Below are 26,278 nucleotides of genomic sequence, written 5' to 3'. Positions count from 1 at the left end.
ATTACATTGACTTACTATAGTGTTCTACATATAATCAGAATATAACATCTTATGTAAGGAGATATAACATGGTTATAGTGGATGAACTTTATCATAATGTGGTCATTACATTGCCTCAATTAAAATTAATTGAATTTATAATGAAGTTAAAAGAAGCTAAAGCACAAGAAATAGAAGATATAAAAGCGAAAATTAGTAAATACGAAGAAAAGAAACGTGCTGAAGAAGCTTGGTATCAATCACTATCACCGTTTCGCAAATTTTTTACCGGGCGTCCTTTAAGTCAGCATCAAGCGGTCGAGTATATGGTATACGTAAAGGAACGCTTTAAAAAAATTGATCACCTTAAAGCACAAATGCGAGAACTTCATGAAGTTCTTGAATTAATAAAAGCGGAAAATGAAGAAACAAGTGAAATTACGCTTTCGCCTGCTATTGTACAAGAAATAAAACGATTAAAAAGCAGTGGAGGCGTTGGGATATGAGTGTTAATGAACTAAGTTTAGGGATAAATACAACGTGGGTTGTATTAACAGCCGCGATGATTTTGCTAATGGAAGGCGGCTTTGCCTTGCTAGAGGCAGGTTTTGTCCGCTATAAAAATAGCGTCAATATTATTATGAAAGTATTCGCTGATATTACAATAGGAACGCTTTGTTTCTATTTAATTGGGTTTGGATTAATGTACGGAGATGATTTAGGCGGAATCGTCGGTAAAAGCGGTTTTGCGCTCTCAGGTAATTTATCGCACCTTGACATTCCAATTGGGCTTGAAACATTTTGGCTGTTTCAATGTGCGTTTGTTATTGCGGTCATTTCTATCGTTTCTGGAGCGGTGGCAGAACGAATTAATTTCCGCGCATATCTTTTATATGCGATTTTAATGACTACATTTATTTATCCTATAGCCGGCCACTGGATTTGGGGAGGCGGATGGATTAGTAAGTTAGGGATGCTTGATTTTGCCGGTTCGGCAGTTATTCATGCTTTAGGCGGTTTTTCAGCTTTAGCAGCTGCAATAATGATTGGACCGAGAAAAGGGAAGTTCACGAAAAATGGAATTAGTTCTGTTTCTCTTCCAAGCAATTTGCCGCTTGCATCAGTGGGTGCTTTTTTATTATGGTTTGGATGGTTCGGGTTTAATGCAGGAAGTACGCTAAGTGCCACTGACGTTAGAATTGGTCACATTGCTATTGTCACAATGTTATCAGCAGCAGCAGGGGGAGCAGCTACTTTATTTTATACTTTATTTCGCTACAATCGTTCAGATGCACCTTCTGTAATAAATGGATCGCTTGCCGGACTTGTCGGCATCACGGCCGGGTGCGCTTTTGTTAATACACCATCTGCTATTTTTATTGGAGCTGTATCCGGCTTATTAATGATGGCAGCTACAAACTGGCTCGAAGCACGTCAAATCGACGATCCTGTAGGAGCTTTTCCTGTACACGCTGCTTCGGGAATATGGGGCACGTTGGCTGTGGGTTTATTTTCTACAGACGGCGGTGTGTTTACAGGAGGGAGCTGGACGTTATTAGGTGTTCAACTTCTCGGATTAATTGCTCTATGCGCTTGGGGATTTGTTACGACGTGGATAGGGTTAAAGGTTATTTCCTTGGTGGTTCCGCTTCGATCTACGGAAGAAGAAGAAGAAGTGGGCTTAGACATCAGTTACCACGGTATCATGGCAGCTCATCAAGCTCCTGAATTTATTGAATATGAAAACTACTATGCGGAAGTAAAAGAAAAAGCCGCAGATTCGTAATAAAAGGCCGCGCCTTATAACAAAAGGGCGGCCTTTTTATGTGGAAAAAAATAGATGTAAAATACTTGGTTTAAATGATTGAAAAGTCAGAATATTTGTGTTATATTATAAAAAAGCCAAGGAGTTGATTTCTTATGAAAAAGAATTTACTTAATTCACCGCAAAAATCCAACGGAAAGGTGCTTGATGCATTATTCGCTGAGATGATTTTAGACAAGGCGATTGCAGAATTTCGTAAAGCACAGCTAAAAGAAGAAATCGACCGCACGCTATTGATGAAAAATAAAGAAGAGTTTCTAAAACTCTCATCAGAACTTAAACAAATTTCTTAATTACTTACTATACTTCACACACCATCTATTTTAGATGGTGTGTTTTATTTTTGAGACCTACTAAAAGGGATTAATTAGTAATAATTATGGACCTCCATGTACGCTTAATGGGTTTACAGGATCTCGAAACGGGGAAACCGTTCCAGAGTTCAAATTTGATAACTATTATCCACCAGCAAACGGAGCGGAACTATATCAAGTGGTAAATGGGGAAGAAGTACTTTTAGCTACCTACGTGGTAGAAGAAAAACGATTTGTACCAGCGGTTGCTAAACCAATGTAAAGGAATGTTTTTTTATGATTCGAAAAGGTTTGTATGCAGCATATAATGAACGAGACTACGAATGTTATGAAACGGAAAATGGGTGTGTAAAGCTGATTAGCTATGATAAAGGCGATGTAGCAAATGGATTCATTCCATACAATGACACGACTTTTACAAAAGAAGTTCCTCGTGATGCTGTTGAAGAAGTGTTTTTTGTAGCTCCGTATGCTACTTATCAAAATGACACGTTTGATGTGTCAGCTGCTTCTGATGTTCGAGTGCTTTTGACCACATCTGAAAAAGAAAAAGCTGATAAATATCATTTTCAACGAACGGATAAATATCTATATGAAAAACGTGTGTTAAAGGAAGAAGTGAAGTTAACGGAGAAAAAAACTCCTTATTCATAAAACGCCACAATAAAAAGAGGATGCATTTGCATCCTCTTTTTATTTAATCAATTTTCTTGAAGTGTTTCTGTTCGTATTATCATTTGTACGAAGGAAGGTAATGCCAAGACCGATTAATCCTCCTACAATAGCAGGAACTACCCAGCCGAGACCCACTCCATACATAGGTAGAATCGATGTAAACAGATCGTTTACTGCGGCAATTTTGAATCCAGCAGCATTTAAGCCATCAAATAAACTAACGATAAACGTGAACAGAAGGCTTACTTGGTAAACTTCAGAACGTCCTTTAAATAAAGGATGTAAGAATGTTAAAGCAATTAACACAATAGCTAACGGATAAATAGCTGTTAAGACTGGAACCGAAATAGCGATTAATTCCGTTAAGCCAAAATTTGCTACAACGGCGCTGAAAGCTGATAAAATGACAGCAATCAACTTATAAGAAACCTTTGGAAACAGCTTATGGAAGAAAGATGAACAAGATGTTACAAGGCCTACACTTGTTGTTAAACAAGCAACGGTAATCATCAGACCTAAAAGAATTCCTCCGTAAGAGCCAAAGTAGTAATTTGATACTTCAGCCAAAACCGTACCTCCGTTATCAAGACGTCCAAGCTCTGATACGCTTGAAGCACCCATATAAGACAATGCACTATAAATAAGAGCCAAAATAACGGCAGCGATAGCCGTAGCTTTTGCACAAATTGTGATGATTTGTCGGTTGGTCTTTGCTCCTTTTTCTTTAATTGCATTAATAATAATAATTCCAAAAACAAATGATGCTAGTGTATCCATTGTTAAATAACCTTCTTGGAAGCCTTTAAAGAATGCGTGCGTTGTATAAGCTTCGCTTGGTGCTTCAAATTTTCCAATTGGGTTCACAACGGCTACAACTACCAATATTCCAATAAACGTTAATTTAATAGGTGTTAAAACTTTTCCTACTAAATCGACAATTTTCGCAGGATTTAGCGAAAAAAAGCACGTAATCGTAAAGAAAATTACCGTGAAAATGATAAGGGGAAGGTGACCTGAATTTTCTGATAAAAAAGGCTTAACGCCAATTTCAAACGAAACACTTCCCGTTCTTGGCATTGCAAAAAGCGGTCCAATTGCCAAGTATAAAATCGTAGTAAAGATAATACCGAAAGCTGGGTGTACACGACTAGCTAAAGACTGCAGATCCTCTTTTCCGGAAAAACCAAACGCGAGAACGCCTAGCAGAGGCAGACCTACACCCGTTACTAAAAATCCAGCATTTGCTGACCAAATATTGCTTCCAGCAGACTGACCTAACATTGCAGGGAAAATTAAATTACCTGCGCCGAAGAATAGGGCAAAAAGCATAAAGCCAATAACCACTATAAATGAAAAAGGAACTTTGTTTGACACATTAAAACCTCCAAAATTATAAATGCTTTTTATTATCGTGTTGAATAATTAAAATTTTCAGAATTTTATATTCGAATAATAAAAATAAACATGTATCGTATTATACTAACCTAAAATGTATATTTCAATATAAAATTTTATTTTTTTAATTTATTCGCTAAAATAGCAAAAATAGAAAAATACGCAGCGAAAAAATCTCGGTATACAACAATCATTTGATATGATAAAACAGAACTGTAAGTTTTAAAAATTTGCATGTGCGGCCTTACATTTTTTTAGTAAAGAACTGTTTACATAAGGTGCTGTAAGGATGTATATTTATACACGGTTCGTTGAACCGCATATGCTCGATGGGTGAAAGTCAACTGTGCGAAAGGAGCAAGAAAGTGAAAAGGTTAGGTCTAGCAACTCAGATTCTAATTGGACTGATTTTAGGCGTAGCTGTAGGTGCTATCTTTTACGGAAGCGATACGGCCATTTCTATTTTACAGCCAATTGGAGACATATTTATTCATTTAATTAAGATGATTGTCGTACCGATCGTGATTTCAGCATTAATCGTAGCGGTCGCAGGAGTAGGCGATATCAAAAAATTAGGTAAGCTTGGCGGAAAAACAATTCTTTATTTTGAAATTGTTACAACCATTGCGATTGTAGTGGGGATTATTGCCGCGAACTTATTCCACCCTGGTGCAGGGGTTGATATGGGACATATTGAAAAAAGCGATATTTCTCAATATGAGGCAACGGCAAAAACGTCTGAAAGTACAGGGATTGCTCAGGAGCTTCTTCATATTGTTCCGACAAACGTCTTTCAGTCGGTAGCAGAAGGCGATCTTTTACCAATCATTTTATTTTCCGTACTGTTTGGTGTAGGCGTAGCTTCGATTGGACAGAGAGGAAAACCTGTTTTAGCCTTTTTTGAAGGCGTCTTGGATGCAATGTTTTGGGTAACTAATTTGGTGATGAAATTTGCTCCAGTAGGTGTATTTGCACTTATTGGTGTTAATATTATAAAGTTTGGTGTCGGATCACTTATTCCATTAGGGAAATTAGTGTTCGCCGTTTACTTCACCATGATTTTCTTTGTGCTTGTGGTTCTTGGAATTATTGCTAAAATGGCTGGAACAAGCATGTTTACGCTCATAAAAGTGTTAAAAGACGAGCTGCTTCTTGCTTTTACAACAGCAAGTTCAGAAGCCGTTTTACCATCTCTTATCAAAAAGATGGAAGACTTCGGTTGTTCTAAATCGGTTACATCGTTTGTTATTCCAACAGGCTACACGTTTAATTTAGATGGTTCAACCATTTATCAGGCGCTGGCATCGCTGTTTATTGCTCAAATGTACGGCATTGACCTTTCCATTATGGATCAAATTCAGCTCCTTCTTGTGTTAATGTTAACCTCAAAAGGGATGGCTGGTGTACCAGGGGCATCGTTTGTAGTTGTACTTGCTACGCTTGAATCTATGGGCTTCCCTCTTGAAGGCATGGCATTTATTGCAGGAATTGACCGCATTCTTGATATGATGCGTACCACAGTTAACGTAGTAGGAAATGCTTTAGCTGCAATTGTAATGTCCAAGTCTGAAGGCGAGTTTGATAAGCAAAAATCATTAAATTACACAAATGAATTAAAGAAATCAAACATAGCTTAAAACAAAAAAGCCGGGCAGCTGCCTGGCTTTTTTGTTTGGAGCTGCCTGTTATCTTTTTTGAAACATATGGTAAAATAAAAGAAATGAGAGACAAAGGAAGTGTCATAATGACGGAAACTGTTCAGTTAATTAAAAAGCTTGTTTCGATTCCCAGTCCTTCTGGAAATACAGAAAAGGTGATTTCATTTGTCGAAGACTATGTAAAAGAGCTAAATATTCAAACGTATCGCAATCGAAAAGGAGGCTTAGTCGCTACTATTCCCGGTAAAGATACGGATCATCACCGCATGCTGACGGCTCATGTCGATACATTAGGTGCTATGGTAAAAGAAATCAAACCGAGTGGACGTCTGAAAATCGACTTGATTGGAGGGTTCCGCTACAATTCCATTGAAGGAGAATATTGTGAAATCGAAACGTCAGCAGGAGAAGTATTTACAGGGACCATCCTTATGCATCAAACATCTGTTCATGTGTATAAAGATGCAGGTAAAGCTGAGCGAAATCAAGATAATATAGAAATTCGATTGGATGAAAAAGTACATAGCGCAGAAGATGTTCGCAGTCTTGGAATTGAAGTCGGCGACTTTGTTTCGTTTGATCCTCGTGTAGAAATAACAAAAAGCGGTTTTATTAAATCTCGTCATCTCGATGATAAAGCAAGCGTAGCTTTATTGCTTCAGCTCATGAAAACAATTCAAGAAGAGCAGATCGAACTGCCATACACTACGCACTTTCTTATTTCAAATAATGAAGAAATTGGATACGGAGGAAATTCGAATATTACGCCTCAAACGGTAGAATACTTAGCGGTCGATATGGGTGCCATGGGAGATGGACAATCTACTGATGAATACACCGTGTCTATTTGTGTAAAAGATTCAAGCGGCCCATATCATTACGGTTTGAGAAAGCATTTGGTGGAGCTAGCTAAGCAGCATGATATTCAGTACAAATTAGATATTTATCCGTTTTACGGATCAGATGCTTCTGCTGCTATTCGTGCCGGGCATGACATCGTACACGGCTTAATTGGTCCAGGAATTGATTCTTCTCATGCGTTTGAGAGAACGCATCAAGATTCATTGAACCATACGTACAAGATTCTTTACCACTATGTGCAATCGAACATGGTTCTGCTTTAAGAAAGGAATATTTAATTAGTGTATTTTTATGCAAAACAAAGAGCAGGACGGGACTGTGATGTCTGTACTTTCCTTTCCTAAAAAAGAAGCCGGCTGTCCGGCTTCTTTTTTTAATAAATACTATATATATTTTTACTGGTGAAGCAACAGTTGGTAAAAAAAGCACCTTTTTTAAAGAGGTATAATACGGCTTAAACCTTTTGTACATTTTGTTCATTTACAGAAGTTAAAATGTTTTTAAATTTTTAAAAGTTTCTTGTGACAAGTTTTGTAGAATGGGTTTTCAAAAGGATATGGTTTCGTCATAATGTGGATATAGCGATCACTACAATAATCGGAGGCGAATCTTTTCATGTGGGTACTGACGGTATATGCTGGAAAAGAAATGAAAATGTTTGAATTTGAAACTGAAACGCAGGCGAGAGAAGCTTTTGCAAAAACAAATGGCTGTAAAGTTCTTTCAGAAGTCGTGTATTATAATGATCCTCATTTAACATTAGTAGCTATATAATGAAAAAACAAGAGCTGACTTTATGCTCTTGTTTTTTTTATAGCTTCTTGTATCTTACGAAAAGAATAGAGTTGAAATAAAAAAAAATGTACGCTATGATATGGTAGTTACTTCTATTATTCTGATAGTTTAAAAGGTTCATATATATCAAACAGCAACAGTAAAGATGCCAAGAAGGCTTAATAGGGAAACTGGTGAAAGACCAGTACTGCCCCCGCAACTGTAAGTGTGGACGAACGAGTATAACCACTGTGGAAAAATCACGGGAAGGTTCTCAAGTAGAATGATACACAAGTCAGGAGACCTGTCTTTATTGTGAAGTTTCTATTTCTCCGGGGAGCGGGAAGGGAAACGTTGGCTTAAAGTGGCATTCGTGTACACTTTTATTCTGACGTTTTACCTGCTCGCATATTAGCGAAGCGGGTTTTTCTCGTAGCACAAAACTACATATCGTGCAAAAAAGGTGCGCAATGCTCACATTGCGTTAAATGGGAAGTCTGGTGTGAAGCCAGCGCGGTACCCGCCACTGTGAAGAGGAGCTGATTGCATATGCCACTGTATTCGGGAAGGCGCAATCAAGTGATGAATCGAAGTCAGGAAACCAGCCTTTTTTTAATGCGAAGCTTACCCTACGGGATATAGGTGGAAGTGCAAAAACTTAGTTTGAATTTTTCTGCGCCTCTATCATTGATAGAGGCGTTTTTTTAGTAAAGGAGCGAATAAGTGTGACGACGTGGAACTTAAATGGAACAAAACATCACGTATTGATTTGTAATGGAAGCAGCTGTATGAGAAAAGGTGGAGAAGAAGCCACGCAAGCTATTCGAAATAAAGTGACTGAACTGAATCTAGATGAAGCGGTTCACACAACCCGTACGCGCTGTAACGGAAGATGCAAAGATGCTCCTGTAGCTATCGTGTACCCTTCAGGAGATTGGTACAAGCAGGTCACTGAAAACGTAGCTCATCGAATTGTTGAAGAACATTTAGCAGGAGGCTGCAGTATAAAGGAATCACTTATTTATGAATATGATCAAAACGGTTTTGTTTCTCCGGAAAAGAGTGACTCCATAGAAGGAATTGACAAAGTAAAAAGTAACGCATAAAGGAGGAGCTAGCATGAAAGGTAAACTGTTAGTTATTGGATTCGGCCCAGGAAGCTTTGAACATATTACACAGCGAGCAAGAGAAGCCATTCAAGAAAGTGATATGATCATTGGTTATAAAACCTATGTGGAATTAATTCAAGGACTATTAACGAATCAGCAAATTATTAGTACAGGAATGACCGAAGAAGTAAGCCGTGCACAAGAAGCCGTAAAGCAAGCTGAAGCGGGAAAAACCGTGGCGGTCATTTCAAGCGGAGATGCAGGAGTATACGGAATGGCCGGCCTTGTGTATGAAGTGTTGATTGAAAAAGGATGGAAAAAAGAAACGGGCGTAGAGCTGGAAGTGATTCCTGGCATTTCGGCTATTAATTCATGCGCATCTCTCCTTGGGGCGCCCGTGATGCATGATGCCTGTACGATTAGTTTAAGTGACCACCTTACGCCTTGGGAGTTAATCGAAAAACGAATCGAAGCAGCTGCACAAGCAGATTTTGTAGTAGCTTTTTATAATCCGAAAAGCGGAAGACGCACAAGACAAATTGTGGAAGCGCAAAGGATTTTATTAAAATACCGTTCCCCCGATACGCCTGTTGGTCTTGTGAAAAGCGCTTATCGTGACCGTGAAGAAGTGGTAATGACCAATTTAAAAGACATGTTAAATCATGAAATAGGCATGCTGACTACCGTTGTTGTCGGAAATTCATCTACGTTCTTTTACGATGACTTAATGATTACACCGCGCGGGTATCAGCGGAAATATACCCTCAACCAAACAGAGCAGCCGCTAAGACCGCATCAGCGACTTCGAAAAGAAGCAGAACCATGGGCTCTTGATCAAGAGGAGACTGTAAAGCAAACGGCTTCAGCTATTGAAGATGTTCAGAATACAAAAGAAGAAAAAGCAGCTTCACGAGCTCTGGCAGAAGAAGCGCTTCAAGCAATTTTAGGTGAAACTACTTCACCGGTCGTACACCAGCCAATTGAGTCTATTTTTGAAGTGGCAGTTAGTCCAGGGCTTGCGAATAAGAAGTTTACGCCCGTTCAAATGACAACACTAGCAGAAGTTGTTGGTGAAAAAGGTACGATGGAGTATACGCCTGACCATCAAATCAAACTGCAAATTCCAACGGCTCAGCCAGATGTGATTATTAAAAAGCTCCAATCAGCTTCCTTTTTACTATCTCCAGTCGGAGACGTGTTTACAATTAAAGCGTGTGATTTTTGTGATGGAGAAAAAAGTGACGCCATCCCGCATACGGAACAATTACAAAAGCGTCTCGGTGGAATGGACATGCCAAAAGAGCTGAAGCTTGGTATTAATGGATGCGGTATGGCCTGTTACGGTGCTGTTCAAGAAGATATCGGCATTGTCTACAGAAAAGGTGCGTTTGACTTATTTTTAGGGGCTAAAACGGTTGGACGAAACGCCCATTCAGGTCAAATTGTGGCGGAAGGCATAGCGCCCGATGACATTGTTGAAATAGTGGAGAACATTGTCCATGAATATAAAGAAAAAGGTCATCCAAATGAGCGGTTTCATAAATTCTTTAAGCGTGTGAAGAATGTTTATGGATTCGACTATCAAGATATAACACCAAAAATAAAAGTAGAACCAGCTCCGTGTGGAGATTAAAAATGGGAGGGCATTATATGAAATCAGTTTTATTTGTCGGTCATGGAAGTAGAGATCCTGAAGGGAACGATCAAATTCGCGAGTTTATCTCGACTATGAAGCATGATTGGGACCCATCTATTTTAGTAGAAACGTGTTTTCTAGAGTTTGAACGTCCGAATGTAAGTCAAGGCATTGATACATGTGTGGCAAAAGGAGCGACAGATGTAGTTGTAGTTCCAATTATGCTCTTGCCAGCTGGCCACTCAAAAATACATATTCCGGCGGCTATAGATGAAGCTAAGGAAAAATATCCACACGTAAACTTCGTGTACGGACGTCCCATTGGCGTTCATGAAGAAGCCCTTGAAATTTTAAAAACGAGATTACAAGAATCAGGAGAAAATTTAGAAACTCCAGCTGAAGACACGGCTGTTATTGTCTTAGGGCGAGGAGGAAGCGATCCTGATGCAAACAGTGATTTATATAAAATTACGCGCCTTCTTTGGGAAAAAACAAACTACAAAATCGTCGAAACTTCTTTTATGGGCGTGACCGCTCCATTGATTGATGAAGGAGTGGAACGATGTTTAAAACTGGGCGCTAAAAAAGTGGTTATTCTTCCGTATTTCTTATTTACAGGAGTACTAATTAAGCGTTTGGAAGAAATGGTGAAGCAGTATAAAATGCAGCATGAAAACATTGAGTTTAAGCTAGCCGGCTATTTCGGTTTTCATCCAAAACTGCAGACAATTTTAAAAGAACGTGCTGAAGAAGGATTAGAAGGCGAAGTGAAAATGAACTGCGATACATGTCAATATCGCCTCGGCATTATGGAGCATATTGATCACCATCATCATCACGATCATGATCATGATCATGATCACGGGCACCATCACCACGATCACCATCATGACCATCACCACCATGAAGATAAGGTCGGCGAGTTAAAATGATTTTATTGTTAGCGGGAACTAGCGATGCACGTGCATTAGCTGTTCAAGTGAAAAAAGAAGGTTACGACGTTACGGCGACGGTTGTAACCGACAATGCAGCAATCGAATTACAGCGAGCAGAAGTGAAAGTGAAAATTGGACGTCTCACACAAGAAGATATGATGACTTTTATAAACGAACATGGTGTAAAAGCTATTGTGGATGCAAGTCACCCCTTTGCCGAAGAAGCATCTAAAAACGCCATCGGTGCGGCTGCTGAAACATCGATTCCTTACATACGCTATGAGCGGGCTTCGCAGGCTTTTACCTACGACAATATGACGATGGTTTCTACGTATGAAGAAGCAGCTGAAGTAGCAGCTGAGAAAAAAGGAGTTATTATGCTGACAACAGGCAGCAAGACGCTGCAGGTTTTTACAGAAAAGCTCCTTCCTCTTTCAGATGTACGGCTTGTTGCTCGTATGCTTCCAAGGCTGGATAATATGGAAAAGTGTCAGCAGTTAGGATTGCCGCAAAAAAATATTATTGCTATTCAAGGTCCGTTTACAAAAGAGTTTGATCAAGCGCTTTATAAGCAATACGGAGTGACGGTCATGGTCACAAAAGAAAGCGGAAAAGTTGGATCTGTGGATGAAAAAGTGGAAGCAGCTAAAGAGTTAGGCTTAGATATCATTATGATTGGGCGACCGAAAATTGAGTATGGGACCGTGTATTCCATGTTTGAAGAAGTGGTTCATGCTTTAGTAAACCAAACTAGGAGTTGATTGAGATGGATTTTCGTACAGAATTTAAACCGTTAACTGTTCAGCCTCAGCAAATTGAAGGAAAAAGTTTTGAAATGATTACAGAAGAGCTTGGACCTCATCCGTTTACAGATGAACAGTACCCAATTGTTCAGCGAGTAATTCACGCGTCTGCAGACTTTGAGCTTGGACGCAGTATGCTGTTTCATCCAGATGCGATTCAAGCAGGAATTAAAGCCATTCGCAGCGGCAAGCAAGTGGTTGCGGATGTACAAATGGTGCAAGTAGGAACAAACAAGCAGCGAATTGAAAAACACGGCGGTGAAATCAAAGTTTATATTTCAGATCCGGACGTAATGGAAGAAGCAAAGCGCTTAAATACAACGCGTGCAATTATTTCTATGCGAAAAGCAATTAAAGAAGCAGACGGCGGGATTTTTGCAATTGGGAACGCACCGACAGCGTTACTTGAGTTAATTCGTTTGATTAAAGAAGGAGAAGCGAAGCCTGGGCTTGTTATTGGTCTGCCGGTAGGGTTTGTTTCAGCGGCTGAATCGAAAGAAGAACTTGCCAAACTTGACGTGCCGTTTATTACAAACATCGGGCGAAAAGGCGGCAGTACGGTAACGGTTGCTGCATTAAATGCAATTTCAATTCTTGCAGATCAGGTGTAACGCATGAAGGAAGTACCAAAAGAACCTAAGAAACTCAGAGAAGGCTATACGACGGGCGCTTGTGCAACGGCAGCTACGAGAGCAGCTCTGCTTACGCTAATTTCAGGAGAAGTGCAAGAGGAGTCAACGATTTACTTGCCTGTTGGTCGCTTTGCTACGTTTCATCTTGAAGAATGCGAGTATCGCACAAGCAGCGCTGTAGCCAGCATCATTAAAGATGCTGGAGATGATCCCGATGCCACGCACGGAGCGCTGATTATTTCTGAAGTTTCGTGGTGTAATGGTGCAGACATTATCATTGATGGAGGAGTCGGAGTAGGGCGTGTGACAAAGCCCGGTCTCCCAGTTCCTGTCGGTGAAGCAGCCATTAACCCTGTGCCAAGAAAGATGCTGAAAGAAACGGCTGAACAGCTTCTAGCCCAATACAACATACAAAAAGGCGTTAAGATTGTCATCTCGGTTCCTGAAGGAGAAGAAATGGCGAAAAAGACATTAAATGCGCGTCTAGGTATTTTAGGAGGCATTTCGATACTGGGGACGCGGGGAATTGTTGTTCCGTTCTCAACAGCTGCTTATAAAGCAAGTATCGTGCAGGCCATTAGCGTTGCTAAAGCGAGTAATTGTGAGCACGTTGTCATTACGACAGGGGGACGAAGCGAAAAATATGGAATGAAACAGTTCCCAGAACTTCCGGAAGAAGCATTTATCGAAATGGGAGATTTTGTTGGATTTACGTTAAAACAATGTAAAAAGCAAGGAATGAAAAAAGTGTCGCTCGTAGGCATGATGGGAAAGTTTTCAAAAGTCGCGCAAGGCGTTATGATGGTTCATTCAAAAAGTGCACCTATTGATTTTAATTTTTTAGCAAAAGCAGCTTCTGAGTCAGGCGCTTCTGCTGAACTGGTAGAGGAAATAAAAGGCGCAAACACAGCTTCTCAAGTGGGAGATTTAATGACGCAAAGCGGTCATCATCAGTTTTTCGAAAAACTGTGCGAGTACTGCTGCTTATCAGCATTAAAGGAAGTAGGGGACGGAATCGATGTCGATACGTCTCTTTACACATTAAAAGGAGATTTTTTAGGACAGGCGGTGCAACATGGCAATTAAAATTATTGGAATTGGTGACGACGGGAAGTTAAGTCTACTTCCTATGTATGAACAGTGGGTGTATGAAAGTGATGTGCTAATTGGAGGAAAGCGTCACCTTGACTTTTTTCAAGATTTCGAAGGAGAAAAAGTAGCCATTGAAGGAGGTCTTTCTTCCCTTGTTGAACGTTTAAAAAACGAAGAAGGAAATGCGGTTGTGTTAGCCTCAGGCGATCCGTTATTTTACGGAATTGGAAGCTATCTTTCTGCGAAGCTAGACGTTGAAATATATCCTTATTTAAGTTCTATTCAGCTTGCATTCTCACGTCTAAAAGAGCGATGGCAAGACGCTTATTTTACAAGCGTGCACGGCAGAAGTATAAAAGGGCTGGCTCAGCGCATTGACGGTTATAAAAAAGTGGCGATTTTAACCGATGAGCAAAATTCTCCTAGTGCTCTGGCAAACTACTTGTTATCATTCGGCATGACAGAATACAAGATGTTTGTGGCAGAGAATCTAGGTGGAGAGGCGGAGCGCTGTCAGCTGCTTTCGCTGGAAGAAGCGGCGAATCAACTCTTTTCTCCGCTTAATGTCGTGATATTAAAACAGGTAGAAAAAAGTCCAGTCTGGCCTCTCGGAATAGAGGACGATGAATTTATTCAACGCAAGCCGGACAAGGGACTTATTACTAAAAAAGAAGTTCGTACACTTAGTATTAGTGCCCTGCAGCTAAAGAGAGACAGCGTCGTATGGGATATCGGAACATGTACAGGTTCAGTCGCGATTGAAGCAGCTAAAATTGCGCGTGAAGGACAAATTTTTGCTGTGGAAAAAAACGAAGCAGACTTGGAAAACTGCAGGGGAAATCTAGCGAAATTTCGAGTAGATGCCCATACTGTGCACGGAAAAGCACCGGAAGGGTTAGGTGAGTTTGCTGATCCTGATGCGGTGTTTATTGGAGGGACAGCAGGAGGCATGGAAACCATTTTAGACGTGTGCTGCAGCCGATTAAATTCAGGAGGGCGCATCGTATTAAATGCCGTAACGATTGAAAATTTGGCAGAAGCGATGAAAGCTTTTAAAGAGCGAGGATTTGAGACTGCTGTTACCCTTGCACAAGTTTCAAGAAGCAAGCCCATTTTACACTTAACACGATTTGACGCTTTAAACCCCATTTATATTATTACAGCCAAAAGAGGAGAATGAACATGATTGGAACATTGTACGGACTTGGAGTTGGACCAGGAGATCCAGAATTGATTACAGTAAAAGCATTTCGTAAATTAAAAGAATCACCCGTTATTGCGTACCCAAAAAAGCAAAAAGGAAGCAAAAGCTACGCCCAAAAAATTATTGATGTCTATTTCAGTGCAAATGAAAAAGACATGCTAGGCCTTGTGTTTCCAATGACAAAAGATCCTGCTATTTTAGAGAAAAAATGGACCGAAACAGTGGAACGAGTATGGGAAAAGCTCCAGGAGGGAAAAGATGTAGCATTTGTGACAGAGGGAGATCCTATGCTTTATAGCACGTTTATTCACATGATGCGCCTGATGCAAGAACGTCACCCTCAAGCTCCTATTCAAGTAATTCCTGGTATTTCATCTATTAACGGGGCTGCGTCTCGCTTAGGCATTCCATTAGCAGACGGTGATGAACATGTGGCCATTGTTCCTGCTCGTGAAGATTATGAAACAATGAAAAAAGTATTGGTGGAAAACGACTGCGTTATTTTTATTAAAGTGGCTAAAGTCATCGATTTTATGGTCGGCCTTTTAAAAGAGCTTGATCTGCTTGAAAAAGCATCGGTGGTAACAAAAGTAACGTCAGATGAAGAAATTATTTGGAAAGCTTCAGAACTAGAAGGAGCCGATTTACAATACTTAACGCTAATGGTGGTGCGAAAATGAAGTTATACATAATCGGAGCTGGACCCGGAGATCCAGATTTAATTACCGTAAAAGGCTTAAAATTACTTCAGCAGGCAGATGTTGTTTTATACGCTGACTCACTAGTAAGTGAAGAGCTAGTTGCTAAGTCTAAACCAGGAGCTGAAGTGTTAAAAACAGCTGGTATGCATTTAGAAGAAATGGTCAGTACGATGCTTGATCGCATGCGTGAAGGAAAAATGGTTGTAAGAGTTCATACCGGAGATCCGGCTATGTACGGAGCCATTATGGAACAAATGGTGCTTTTAAAAAGAGAAGGCGTTGATATTGAAATTGTTCCGGGAGTCAGCTCCGTATTTGCAGCAGCAGCAGCGGCTGAAGCAGAATTAACCATTCCAGATTTGACTCAAACGGTTATTTTAACTCGTGCTGAAGGAAGAACGCCTGTACCTGAGTTTGAAAAATTAACTGATTTAGCAAAACATAAATGTACCATTGCTTTATTTTTAAGTGCGACGCTCACAAAAAAAGTAATGAAAGAATTTATAAGCGCCGGTTGGAGTGAGGACACGCCGGTTGTAGTAGTCTATAAAGCAACGTGGCCAGATGAAAAAATTGTTCGCACGACGGTAAAAGACCTGGATGATGCTATGCGAACAAACGGCATTCGTAAGCAGGCGATGATTTTGGCAGGCTGGGCCCTTGACCCCCACATTCATGACAAAGATTATCGATCAAAACTTTATGATAAAACATTTACCCATGGCTTTCGAAGAGGAGTGAAGTCGGAATGATTCAACTCCAAGAAGGAAAAAAAGCTCTCATTACACAGCGCGGGGATTATGCTGTCGTGGCCATCACGAAGCATGGCGTAGAAATTGCAAGAAATCTAGGCCGCACTTTTCAGCAGTCCGATGTGTATTACATGAGCAAGTTTGAAAAAGGAGACGAAAGAGAACAGAACATTCAGCTGTTTTCAGGAAGCGTGCGGATGCTCTTGCCTTCTCTTTTTGAATCGTATAAAGGACTTATTATTATTATTTCACTGGGAGCAGTTGTGCGTATGATTGCCCCTATTTTAAAAGATAAGAAAACGGACCCTGCGGTTGTTGTCATTGATGATAAAGGCGAAAATGTCATCAGCGTGCTTTCAGGTCATATCGGAGGAGCAAATGAGCTAACGCGTGAAGTTGCGGCAGCACTTGAAGCTCATCCTGTTATTACAACAGCATCCGATGTTCAAAAAACGATTCCCGTTGATTTATTTGGTAAGCGCTTTGGATGGGTGTGGGAATCAGCAGAAAAGCTAACCCCTGTCAGCGCTTCTGTAGTAAACGAAGAAGCAATAGCGGTGGTTCAAGAATCAGGTGAAAAGGGCTGGTGGCACTATGAGCACCCTGTTCCAGCTAACATTAAAACGTACTCATCGATTCAGACAGCTCTCGAAGCATCGCCACATGCAGCCTTGGTCGTAACGCATCGCAATTTAAAAAAAGAAGAAGAAGCGATCTTAGAAAACGGTGTTCTTTACCGTCCAAAAGTACTGGCGATTGGGATGGGGTGCAACAGAGGAACAAGCGCAGCGGAAATTGAAACCGTTATTGAAAAAACGCTTGCTGAACTTCAGTTTTCAATGAAAAGTGTAAAAGCATTATGTACAATAGAGTTAAAGAAAGATGAAGAAGGGCTGCTAGAAGTGGCGTCTAAGTACGGCTGGGAGTTTGTCTATTATTCGCCCCAAGAGCTAAACAGCATAAGTATCCAACAGCCTTCAGATACTGTCTTTAAATATACAGGTGCATATGGCGTTAGTGAACCTGCTGCTATGTTATACAGCGGTGCTGATACGCTTGAACTTGTGAAGAAAAAGTCAGGGAATGTCACCATTTCAGTGGCGCTTATTCCATATGACTAAAGGAGAGAACAACATGTCAAACAGAAGACTCGTCATTGCCGGTACCGGAAGTGGCGTAGGGAAAACAACACTTACAATTGGGCTGATGGCGGCATTAAAACAAGCTGGTTATAGAGTTCAAGGGTTTAAATGCGGACCCGATTATATTGATCCAACGTATCATACGGCTGTTACAGAACGAGCGTCTCGTAATATAGACAGCTGGATGCTTGAACACGATATGGTTAGGGAAATTGTAGCTCGAGCTAGTGAAGACGCTGATATTTCCATCATGGAAGGAGTTATGGGATTTTTTGATGGGAAAAATCCGTTAACGAACGAAGGGACAACAGCAGAAATCAGCTTAATCACCAATAGTCCTGTCCTTTTAGTTGTCAATTGTGCTAGTATGGCTAGAAGTGCAGCGGCAATTGTAAAAGGGTTTCAGCAATTTTTACCGGAAGCGAACATTGTCGGTGTAATTGCTAACCGAGTTGGAAGTGAAGGGCATTATAAACTTGTTAAGGCAGCGATTGAGCAGGAATGTCATATCCCTGTAGTAGGCTACTTGAAAAGAAACGATGATCTTACGATTCCTGAACGTCACCTCGGGCTGATCCCGTCGATTGAACGAGGAGAATTAACACCGTTTTTTGAACAGTTAGGGCAGCTTGTTCATGATACAATTGATATTGAAAAAGTATATGAACTGGCTTTAGCTCCTAAAATAGAAATTAATGATCCTATCTTTACAAAGCCGTCCGTACCTCAAGTGAAAATTGCTGTGGCAAGAGATGCCGCTTTTAACTTTTATTATGAAGAAAATTTCGAATTGTTAAAAGCTTACGGAGCAGAGCTTGTAGAATTTTCGCCTTTAAAAGGAGAGACGGTTCCGCAAGATGCTGATGGCCTTTACATAGGAGGCGGATTTCCAGAAGAATTTGCTGAAACGCTAGCTCAGCAAATTGACGTTAAAAACTCTGTTCGAGCAGCCATCCAAAAAGGGATTCCTACACTTGCGGAGTGCGGAGGCTTTATGTTTTTAACAGATGCTATTGTCACAACAGATGATACATGCCATGAAATGGTGGGGCTTATTCCCGGACAAGTAAGAATGCAGACAAAATTAGCTGCTTTAGGATACCGAGAAGTGACGGGAAAGCCAGGGAATTTTTTATTTAAAGGCGATATACAAGCTAAAGGCCATGAATTTCATTATTCAACCTTTCATTCAGAGAAAGAGTTTTCGCCTGCCTATGATACAAAAGGGATGCGAGGAATGAAAGAAGAAGGCTATATGAACAATAATTTAATTGCCGGCTATACGCACTTTCATTTCGGCTCTTCTACGAAGATGGTAGAAAACTGGGTGGAACAGTGTAAAGCGGTAAAAAAAGAAAGAAGAGATGCCGTGTGACAGTTGGAAAAGTATATTTAGTAGGAGCCGGACCAGGAGATCCGAAGCTAATAACCGTATATGGAATGGAGTGTATTCAAGAGGCGGATGTCATTTTATATGATCGCTTAGCTAATGAACAGTTATTAAACTATGCTAAAAAAGACGCGGAGCTTATTTTTTGCGGGAAATTACCGGGCAAGCACGGAGTCATCCAAGATCGTATTCACGAACTGCTTGTTGAAAAAGCACTTCAAGGAAAAGTAGTGACGCGCTTAAAAGGAGGCGATCCTTTTGTGTTTGGCCGCGGAGCAGAGGAAGCTGAAGTACTTGCTACTCAAGGAATTCCTTACGAAGTCGTGCCTGGTATCACGTCAGGAATTGCAGCTCCAGCTTATGCAGGAATTCCTGTTACCCACCGAGATCATGCTACTTCTTTTGCGATTGTAACGGGGCATGGAAGAGAAGAAAAAGGAAAAGATTATTTAAACTGGTCAGCGCTTGCTCAAGGAATAGATACAATTGCGTTTTATATGGGCGTTGGAAATTTACCTCATATATGCAAGCAGTTGATGGACCATGGACGAGATAAACATACGCCAGTAGCGCTTGTTCAATGGGGAACGACGAAGTATCAGCGCACCGTAACGGGAACGCTTGCCACAATCGAAGAAATAGCAACAAAAGCAGAAATTGCTCATCCTGCCATCGTGCTTGTAGGTGAAGTAGTGACAATTAGAGAAAAAATAAAATGGTTCGAAGAAAGAGCGGAAAATATTCTGCTTTAACGTTAAAAGGAGGAGACAATATGACGATTATTTCACAGCTAAAAGAACGAAGAGCGGTACGAGATCATGAACCGCGTGAAGTCGAACAAGAGAAAATCGAACAGCTGCTTGAAGCAGCGACGTGGGCTCCAAATGACAGAATGAGAGAGCCCTGGAGCTTTTATGTGATTCAAGGAGAAGCAAAAAAGAAGTATGAAGAACTGGCTGAAGCGTATCTAAAGGAGCGCTTTCCGACAAAGCCTCATTTAGTAGAAAGTTCGTTAAAAGCAGTGAAAAATACACCTGTACATATTGTTGTAACAGCTGATACAGTTGAAGGAGACGAAGAAGCCACGGAAGATAACAAATATGCGGTTTCGTGCGCGATTCATTCCATGTGGCTAGCAGCTAAAGAATTAGGGCTTGGATTCGTTTGGAGAACAAGAGGAGTTGGTCTTGTTCGAGACGAGCGACTGTATGAGTTTATCGGAATGCCTGCAGGTAAAGTCGTGGTAGGAAACGTATTTTTAGGCTATCCAAATGAAGAGTCTCTTACAAAAATGAAAGAGCCTGCTAGAACATCGTTTACAGAAAAAACAACATGGCTGTAAACTGAAATTCGAAGAAAAAGAGGTTTTTAGATTGAAAGACAAACGGGGTCTTACGTTAATTTATACCGGAGACGGAAAAGGGAAAACAACCGCTGCTTTAGGTCTTGCGTTGCGCGCTACGGGACGCGGACAAAAAGTATTAATGATTCAATTTATTAAATCTCCTCAGCGTACATATGGCGAAAAGCTGATGTTTGACAGAATAGGAATTGAAATGATTCAAACAGGAGTCGGCTTTACGTGGACAAAAACACCGCCTGAACATCGTGAAGCTTTGCAAAAAGCCTGGGCGCTAACGAAGGACAAAGTCTTCTCGAACGACTATGATGTGGTTATTTTAGACGAGTTAAATAATGCACTGGCTATCGAGAAATTTCCTATTGATGATGTGCTACCGCTACACGAAGTAATTGACCTTATTCAAAAGCGCCCTGAGCATATGCATTTGGTCATTACCGGACGTTCTGCCAAAAAAGAAGTGATGGAAGCAGCAGATCTTGTGACGGAAATGAAGCCTCATAAACATTATTACGATGAAGGAATTCCGGCTGTAAAAGGAATTGAATTTTAAAAAGCCCTCAGTGAAGAGGGCTTTTTTTATGGAGCAGGGGCATCTACTTTTTCAGCTTGCCAGTAAAATTGGCTAATGACATCAGACAGTGCTTTTGTTGTGTTGGTTAGTTCATCAAAGTTATTGTCAACTCCACCCACTTCGATTAAAATCGCATTTTTGGAAACATCTTGATTATATACACCGTTACCGCTGGATTTGTTTTTGCCAATAACTCCGCGGCTTAATCCGGGATATTTCTTTTCAAGTCCTTCATGAAGCGCTTTTGCCATTTTTAAGTTTTGTTCAAAGTTTTGATTCGCTTTCCCTAAAACAAACACAACTTTTGCATACGATTTATTGTTAATCTTAATGGTTGTATTATCTTTTCGAAGCGAATCTCGGTGCAAATCGATAAAGTAAGTTAAATCTCTATTTTCAGTCATCGCCGTTTCAATGACTGTGCGAGACATGGCGTACGATTGATTGGTGTTCCAACCTTTTTCTTTTAATTTCTGTCCAATATTGGTTTGATCAACTTCTGCCCCAATTCCCTGAGCCTCTAAATCTTTTCCTAGCATATTTGCAACAATATTAATATTTGTTTTGCTATCCACTGCTTTATTAGCATCTGGATCACCTTCAAGTCCTAACAGAGGCAAGTAAGATTCCCAGCTGTGCGTATGATAAATATAAAATACCTTTTTTCCGCCAGTTGTATTATTATTTGGAGCGTTCGTACCATTGTTTTCTTTAGGTTGCTGAACTTTTGTAGTAGAATTTCTTTCTTTTAGCGTTTCATCTAGCGGCGGTGCAGATTCTCTAGGGAAGTTTGTGAAATTTGTGCCTTCACCGGCGATAATGATATTGGAGTCGTAAATACTGAATCCAGGAAGTTCGGAACCAAACAAGCTTCTCGCGTCTTCTGCTCGAATACTTGTTGATAACTCGAGCAGTGTAGAAGAAAGACCGGGAGGCGAGTAGTTTTTATCAAAAGCCGTTGAAAAATGATGGTTTTCTTGGCTCATTAAATAATAAAGACTTTCTGCTTTATGCTTTGATAACGTTTGATAGACAATAGAAGAATTGAACTGTTCTTTAAATGCTGAGTAACTTACTAGAACAATGATAGATGATGTCATTAAAACAACGGATAAAATAACAAGAACCATCTTATATGTTAACACTACAAAATTGGCGCGATTACTAGATTTCAATGGCGAAATCTCCTCTCTATGTCAGCGTCAGGCTAATAGGTATGAAGGACTTTGCTAATCTAGTAATAATTATATGAATGGAATTTTCTAATTATGATAAGCATTTAATAGAGAAAGTAGTCTTCAAAATCAAAAAAGAAGAATCACGTGAGATACAATCTCATATTCTCCGTGATTCTTCTTCAAATAGACCTCGGATGGCTTCTCCTTTTGGAGTGAGGCTGAATCCTTTTTTCTCTTTTTTAAGCAGCTGATAGTTTTGTAATTCTTGTAAATACGTAACAATGCGCTTGCGCTTTACGGAATTTAATAATCCAAATGCGGGTATTTTATCGAGCTCTTTTTGACGAATGCTGTTAGTAGAAACGCCTTCTAAAATTTGTACGTAACTCTGCTGAGTTTCCGTGTTTTTTAAGGTATCTATAAGCGTTAATAACTGTAACATTTGGTTTGAATCGAAAGTTATTTGACCGATTTTTAGCGGAGTCAAAAGCAGGTTCTGACGCTGCTTATGAAGTTCATTTTCTATCTTAGCGCTTATTTCTGTCAGCTTCGTTTCTATTTCGTTTGGACCCATATAACATATAAATTTGTTTGTTTCCTGCAGCAGGGTGACATCTGAAAAATCCCACTGTGAAAACCATTGGATGGAACCAATTTTGAGATTGGCATTCGGTGTTTTTACTTGTAATACGTTTTGAATGAAGGAAAGAAAAGGATCATTTTCCCGTAAAACTTGTTCTTCATTAAGTTGATAAGTGGTTAGGCTGCACAATTTGTCTTGGATTTCTTTGATGTGCACTTCATGATGCTTTAAAAGACTTTTCCACTTAAAAAAGACAAGCAGTTTTTGAATCACTTCTTCATTTTCATCTATAATCTCTTCGAACTGCCGCTGAGTTGTAGCTAATCGTTTGGCTGCTAGCACTACATTATACTCATCACCGAGTGAAATAGCATCATTTGTGACATCATATGTTACAGCGAGACCTCTGTTTTCTGAAGTTAAGCGAATGATCTCGTTTTCTCCGTGAACAGTTAATACCGTATCTTCCGTATCTGCAAATCCTCTCTCAAAGGCGGTGGAAGAAAGAGAGCGAAAAGGTCTCATAATGATTTCAATTCGATTGCGCCAAAAAGCAATTTGCTCAGGGTTTTTCATAATAAAAAGCAAAGGTGATTTTTTTGATTGTTCAATTGCTTCAATCACATCTGCATTTCGGTGATAAAGAGAAATGAGCGGATGTTTGAAAAAACACTTATTAATATGTTGAATCCATTCTTCTTTTGAAGAATCATGTATTCTAGCGCAAAACATGTAATCTTTCATAATGCTTCCGAGATAATTTTCCAACTCATTTTTAGTCAAAACCGTAAAATCTTGAGAATAAAACTCATCATGATGAATAGGAATGCCGCGATTCTTATTATATTCTTTCCATAGAAATGAAGTTGGTTTCCAAAAGTAAGGATAAACGTCTTCATTTTTATCAATTGCGACGGGAAAACCGCCCCTATGATTTCCATATAAGAATGTTTGAAAAAGGATAATATCTTCTTGAGGCAACTCATTCATTGCTCGCTCAAAGTAGTCGTCTAAACGTCCAAGCAACCCTTTAGTATGTTTACTTCCTACGGACCGAATCGATTTATTCTTACGTCCGAGCGGAAGGAATGTTAAGTGGTTGTAAGCTGTAAAATCAACTGGCAAATTCTCTGGTAAAGTCATTTATCTAACTCCTTTCATTTATTGAGTATTTTACTCATTAAAGAAAAGAAGAAAAAGTTTTAATGTGTCTTGAACGCAAGAATGATTTTTAAAAATTTTCTGTTAATTAACCTTCAGAAATAAAGAAAAGGGATTCAAAGTAATTTTGAATGGGTATAGTAATAAAAATTTTGACACATATTATCGAATATATATGAATGTTGTCAAAAAAACCAACAAAAGTGATGATTCATCCAAAGGAGGAAGCTTATGGAGAATAAAGGTCCGTTTAAAAAGACGATATCCCTATTAGATTTAACATTGATTGGATTAGGGGCTATTTTTGGTTCCGCTTGGCTGTTTGCCGTTAGTAATGTCGCTACGCAAGCAGGTCCTGCAGGAAGTTTTTCTTGGGTTATTGGTGGAGTTATTATTTTATTAATAGGTCTTGTATACGCTGAGCTAGGGGCTGCCTTGCCTCGTACAGGAGGAATTATTCGATATCCTGTTTATTCACACGGTCATCTTGTAGGCTATATGATTTCGTTTATTACGATCGTAGCTTACACTAGTTTAATCGCTATCGAAGTAACAGCAGTGAGACAGTATGTGGCTTACTGGTTTCCAGGTTTAACAAAATCCGGATCTGACTCACCAACGATATCTGGATGGATTCTACAATTTGTGTTGCTTTGCTTATTCTTTTTACTCAATTACTGGAGTGTAAAAGCATTTGCGAAATCGAATATTATCATTTCTATTTTCAAATATTTTGTACCGCTTACGGTAATTGTAACGCTGGCATTTTATTTTAAGTCAGGAAACTTTACGATGGGAGAGTTTGCTCCCGGGGGATTTGATGGTATCCAGGCCGCCATTGCTACAGGCGGGGTTATGTTTGCTTACTTAGGCCTTCATCCGATTGTATCGGTAGCTGGAGAGGTGAAAAATCCTCAGCGCAATATTCCAATTGCTCTTGTGATTTGTATCATTCTAGCAGCTCTCATTTATACTGCTCTACAAGTATTGTTTATCGGAGCTATTCCATCTGACATGATTAAAGGCGGTTGGTCCGGCATTCAAGATAAATTCTCACTGCCGTTTAAAGATATCGCTGTTGTTCTTGGCCTTGGCTGGCTAGCAACACTTGTTATTTTAGACGCTATTTTATCACCGGGTGGTAACGGTAATATTTTTATGAATACAACATCTAGACTTATCTATGCTTGGTCTCGTAACGGTACGTTATTTAAAACGTTTGCTCATGTGGATAAAAAAACAGGGATTCCACGATCATCTTTATGGCTTTCATTAGGACTTTCGATTTTTTGGACACTGCCATTTCCTTCGTGGAATGCACTCGTAAACGTATGCTCTGTTGCGCTTATTCTATCTTACGCGATTGCACCAATTTCATCAGCGGCCTTTATGGTGAACGCAAAAGATTTGGAAAAGCCTTTTAAATTAAGAGGAATGAGTATAATTGGTCCATTATCCTTTATTTTTGCTTCCTTTATTGTGTACTGGTCAGGATGGAAGACTATTTCGTGGCTGCTAACTTCTCAACTGGTCATGTTTGTTATATATTTGATTTTTGCTAAATATGTGCCTAAAAATGAAGTAAGTCTTCGTCAGCAGATTAAATCAACATGGTGGCTAGTTGCTTATTATATCATCATGCTCTTTATTTCTTATATCGGTTCGTTCGGCGGAGGGAAAGGTTTAATCGATACGCCTGTAGACTTAATTATCATAGCGGTCGTATCTCTTGGGATTTATTATTGGGCTAAATATACGGGCCTTCCAAAAGCGCTTATTGATTACGATCACCATCCTGAACAGGAAGAAAAAGCGCCTGTATAACCTGTAAAGCAGCGACATTCGCTGCTTTTTTCTATGTTATGCAAACATGAATTTCTAAAGTTTATCGTATAATTGAGTAGGAAAGAAGGAATTAGCACATTATTGTTTAATTAATGTAATGTAACCGTTTTAAATCCAACGCTTGGAGGAAGAGTATGATTGAAAAAATAATAAATTCACTTCGAAAGCGGCTGTGGGAAAACAATAATGTTATAGAAGTGTGTAACAATGAAGGAGAAGTATACAGAACCACTTGTACTTTTTTTGATGGAGTAAGCAAGAACCAACTGCAAGTTTTTGAAGAAGAAATGCATGTATCACTTCCTGAAGACTACAAGCAGTTTTTGCAGCTAACAAATGGGTGTAATTTGTTCATTGATGCTGACAAAAAAATAACAGGGAATCTTTATAGCTTAGAAGACGTAAGAGAAACAGCTTATAAAAGTCAGAGTCTTTATATGACAATTGGGTCTGTCGGAGAAGAAGAGATTATCATTGACTCTAAAAAATCAGCGCATCCTGCATATATAATAGTAAAAAAGCGGAACGCATCGTTTCAAGATGCACATGTATTACATATGAATTTTCAGAAATGGCTGGATTGTTTTATAGTGAGTCAAGGGAATTGTTTTTGGCACTGGAATAGGCTTTGTAATAAAGCTCATTCAACGGATAAAAAGACAACGGCTCAATAATATTATCTTCTAATAAATAAACGAGC

The 26,278-nt window shown here is 39.7% G+C and carries 26 protein-coding genes and 2 riboswitches; of the genes, 23 read left to right on the top strand and 3 right to left on the bottom strand.

Features of this window, described 5'->3' with window-relative positions:
- The first annotated feature begins 68 nt into the window (after positions 1–68).
- The 4 genes from NST66_RS12185 to NST66_RS12170 all read left to right on the top strand — a co-directional run bounded on the left by NST66_RS12185 (position 69) and on the right by NST66_RS12170 (position 2,772).
- Positions 69–485 (top strand): hypothetical protein, encoded by a 417-nt coding sequence (locus NST66_RS12185; protein WP_028413111.1) that lies wholly within the window; start codon positions 69–71, stop codon positions 483–485.
- On the top strand, positions 482–1,765 hold the full coding sequence (locus NST66_RS12180; protein ID WP_033579177.1) for an ammonium transporter: 1,284 nt from the start codon (positions 482–484) through the stop codon (positions 1,763–1,765). Before NST66_RS12185 ends, NST66_RS12180 begins: the two co-directional genes overlap by 4 nt.
- A gap of 134 nt (positions 1,766–1,899) precedes the next feature.
- Positions 1,900–2,097, top strand: coding sequence for an IDEAL domain-containing protein (locus NST66_RS12175; protein WP_013057324.1), 198 nt, complete (start codon positions 1,900–1,902; stop codon positions 2,095–2,097).
- Positions 2,098–2,394: 297 nt separating this feature from the next.
- Positions 2,395–2,772, top strand: a complete 378-nt coding sequence (locus NST66_RS12170) for a hypothetical protein (RefSeq protein WP_155008063.1) — start codon at positions 2,395–2,397, stop codon at positions 2,770–2,772.
- A 39-nt stretch (positions 2,773–2,811) separates the two neighbouring features.
- Here NST66_RS12170 and brnQ read toward each other — a convergent pair whose 3' ends face one another.
- The gene (gene brnQ, locus NST66_RS12165) at positions 2,812–4,167 is read right to left on the bottom strand and encodes a branched-chain amino acid transport system II carrier protein (protein ID WP_155008064.1); all 1,356 of its coding nucleotides are present in this window, start codon (positions 4,165–4,167) and stop codon (positions 2,812–2,814) included.
- A 386-nt stretch (positions 4,168–4,553) separates the two neighbouring features.
- Here brnQ and NST66_RS12160 point away from each other — a divergent pair, with 386 nt between their 5' ends.
- The 17 genes from NST66_RS12160 (at position 4,554) to cobO (ending at position 20,790) form a co-directional block, all read left to right on the top strand.
- On the top strand, positions 4,554–5,825 hold the full coding sequence (locus NST66_RS12160; protein ID WP_033579176.1) for a cation:dicarboxylate symporter family transporter: 1,272 nt from the start codon (positions 4,554–4,556) through the stop codon (positions 5,823–5,825).
- A gap of 107 nt (positions 5,826–5,932) precedes the next feature.
- Positions 5,933–6,970, top strand: coding sequence for a M42 family metallopeptidase (locus NST66_RS12155; protein ID WP_155008065.1), 1,038 nt, complete (start codon positions 5,933–5,935; stop codon positions 6,968–6,970).
- Positions 6,971–7,322: 352 nt separating this feature from the next.
- On the top strand, positions 7,323–7,481 hold the full coding sequence (locus tag NST66_RS12150) for a hypothetical protein (RefSeq protein ID WP_014459832.1): 159 nt from the start codon (positions 7,323–7,325) through the stop codon (positions 7,479–7,481).
- A 147-nt stretch (positions 7,482–7,628) separates the two neighbouring features.
- A riboswitch (cobalamin riboswitch) is annotated at positions 7,629–7,807 on the top strand.
- A gap of 118 nt (positions 7,808–7,925) precedes the next feature.
- Positions 7,926–8,105, top strand: a riboswitch (cobalamin riboswitch).
- Positions 8,106–8,206: 101 nt separating this feature from the next.
- Positions 8,207–8,587 carry a (2Fe-2S) ferredoxin domain-containing protein gene (locus NST66_RS12145; protein WP_033579174.1) on the top strand — a complete coding sequence of 127 codons (381 nt, stop codon included), beginning with the start codon at positions 8,207–8,209 and terminating at the stop codon, positions 8,585–8,587.
- 13 nt (positions 8,588–8,600) lie between these two features.
- Positions 8,601–10,223, top strand: a complete 1,623-nt coding sequence (gene cobJ / locus NST66_RS12140; protein WP_034269175.1) for a precorrin-3B C(17)-methyltransferase — start codon at positions 8,601–8,603, stop codon at positions 10,221–10,223.
- A 17-nt stretch (positions 10,224–10,240) separates the two neighbouring features.
- Entirely contained in the window at positions 10,241–11,158 is a 918-nt protein-coding gene (locus NST66_RS12135) for a sirohydrochlorin chelatase (RefSeq protein ID WP_155008066.1), read from the top strand.
- The gene (gene cobK / locus NST66_RS12130; protein WP_155008067.1) at positions 11,155–11,922 is read left to right on the top strand and encodes a precorrin-6A reductase; all 768 of its coding nucleotides are present in this window, start codon (positions 11,155–11,157) and stop codon (positions 11,920–11,922) included. The genes NST66_RS12135 and cobK overlap by 4 nt, the downstream gene beginning before the upstream one ends.
- A gap of 5 nt (positions 11,923–11,927) precedes the next feature.
- A complete protein-coding gene (locus tag NST66_RS12125) occupies positions 11,928–12,575 on the top strand; it encodes a precorrin-8X methylmutase (RefSeq protein ID WP_013083415.1) in 648 nt (215 codons plus the stop codon).
- 3 nt (positions 12,576–12,578) lie between these two features.
- Entirely contained in the window at positions 12,579–13,682 is a 1,104-nt protein-coding gene (locus NST66_RS12120; protein ID WP_033579170.1) for a cobalt-precorrin-5B (C(1))-methyltransferase, read from the top strand.
- On the top strand, positions 13,672–14,868 hold the full coding sequence (locus NST66_RS12115) for a bifunctional cobalt-precorrin-7 (C(5))-methyltransferase/cobalt-precorrin-6B (C(15))-methyltransferase (protein ID WP_033579169.1): 1,197 nt from the start codon (positions 13,672–13,674) through the stop codon (positions 14,866–14,868). The genes NST66_RS12120 and NST66_RS12115 overlap by 11 nt, the downstream gene beginning before the upstream one ends.
- A 2-nt stretch (positions 14,869–14,870) precedes the next feature.
- Positions 14,871–15,572: a precorrin-2 C(20)-methyltransferase gene (cobI, locus tag NST66_RS12110; RefSeq protein ID WP_033579168.1), complete on the top strand. Its 702-nt coding sequence runs from the start codon at positions 14,871–14,873 to the stop codon at positions 15,570–15,572.
- Positions 15,569–16,345: a precorrin-4 C(11)-methyltransferase gene (cobM, locus tag NST66_RS12105; protein WP_033579167.1), complete on the top strand. Its 777-nt coding sequence runs from the start codon at positions 15,569–15,571 to the stop codon at positions 16,343–16,345. The genes cobI and cobM overlap by 4 nt, the downstream gene beginning before the upstream one ends.
- Positions 16,342–17,466, top strand: coding sequence for a cobalt-precorrin 5A hydrolase (locus NST66_RS12100; protein ID WP_034269184.1), 1,125 nt, complete (start codon positions 16,342–16,344; stop codon positions 17,464–17,466). Before cobM ends, NST66_RS12100 begins: the two co-directional genes overlap by 4 nt.
- Positions 17,467–17,479: 13 nt before the next feature.
- Entirely contained in the window at positions 17,480–18,862 is a 1,383-nt protein-coding gene (locus NST66_RS12095) for a cobyrinate a,c-diamide synthase (RefSeq protein WP_340843395.1), read from the top strand.
- The gene (gene cobA, locus NST66_RS12090) at positions 18,859–19,629 is read left to right on the top strand and encodes a uroporphyrinogen-III C-methyltransferase (RefSeq protein ID WP_340843394.1); all 771 of its coding nucleotides are present in this window, start codon (positions 18,859–18,861) and stop codon (positions 19,627–19,629) included. The genes NST66_RS12095 and cobA overlap by 4 nt, the downstream gene beginning before the upstream one ends.
- A 20-nt stretch (positions 19,630–19,649) precedes the next feature.
- Positions 19,650–20,219 carry a nitroreductase family protein gene (locus tag NST66_RS12085; protein ID WP_340843393.1) on the top strand — a complete coding sequence of 190 codons (570 nt, stop codon included), beginning with the start codon at positions 19,650–19,652 and terminating at the stop codon, positions 20,217–20,219.
- A 31-nt stretch (positions 20,220–20,250) separates the two neighbouring features.
- The gene (cobO, locus tag NST66_RS12080; RefSeq protein WP_340843392.1) at positions 20,251–20,790 is read left to right on the top strand and encodes a cob(I)yrinic acid a,c-diamide adenosyltransferase; all 540 of its coding nucleotides are present in this window, start codon (positions 20,251–20,253) and stop codon (positions 20,788–20,790) included.
- A gap of 26 nt (positions 20,791–20,816) precedes the next feature.
- On the opposite strand, the gene spoIIP is transcribed toward cobO, so the two are convergent.
- The gene (spoIIP, locus tag NST66_RS12075) at positions 20,817–21,986 is read right to left on the bottom strand and encodes a stage II sporulation protein P (protein WP_033579162.1); all 1,170 of its coding nucleotides are present in this window, start codon (positions 21,984–21,986) and stop codon (positions 20,817–20,819) included.
- Positions 21,987–22,146: 160 nt separating this feature from the next.
- Positions 22,147–23,715 carry an RQC-minor-2 family DNA-binding protein gene (locus tag NST66_RS12070; protein WP_176343968.1) on the bottom strand — a complete coding sequence of 523 codons (1,569 nt, stop codon included), beginning with the start codon at positions 23,713–23,715 and terminating at the stop codon, positions 22,147–22,149.
- A 249-nt stretch (positions 23,716–23,964) separates the two neighbouring features.
- On the opposite strand from NST66_RS12070, the gene NST66_RS12065 reads away from it, so the two are divergent.
- Both NST66_RS12065 and NST66_RS12060 read left to right on the top strand, forming a co-directional pair.
- Positions 23,965–25,557: an APC family permease gene (locus NST66_RS12065; RefSeq protein WP_013057301.1), complete on the top strand. Its 1,593-nt coding sequence runs from the start codon at positions 23,965–23,967 to the stop codon at positions 25,555–25,557.
- A 155-nt stretch (positions 25,558–25,712) separates the two neighbouring features.
- On the top strand, positions 25,713–26,252 hold the full coding sequence (locus NST66_RS12060; protein ID WP_340843391.1) for an SMI1/KNR4 family protein: 540 nt from the start codon (positions 25,713–25,715) through the stop codon (positions 26,250–26,252).
- Positions 26,253–26,278 lie beyond the last annotated feature (26 nt).

Origin of the sequence: Priestia sp. FSL W8-0524 (genome assembly GCF_038005965.1) — a bacterium.
In the GTDB taxonomy this organism is placed as follows: Bacteria; Bacillota; Bacilli; order Bacillales; family Bacillaceae_H; genus Priestia; species Priestia zanthoxyli.
This window is presented reverse-complemented; position numbering and strand designations above follow the sequence as displayed.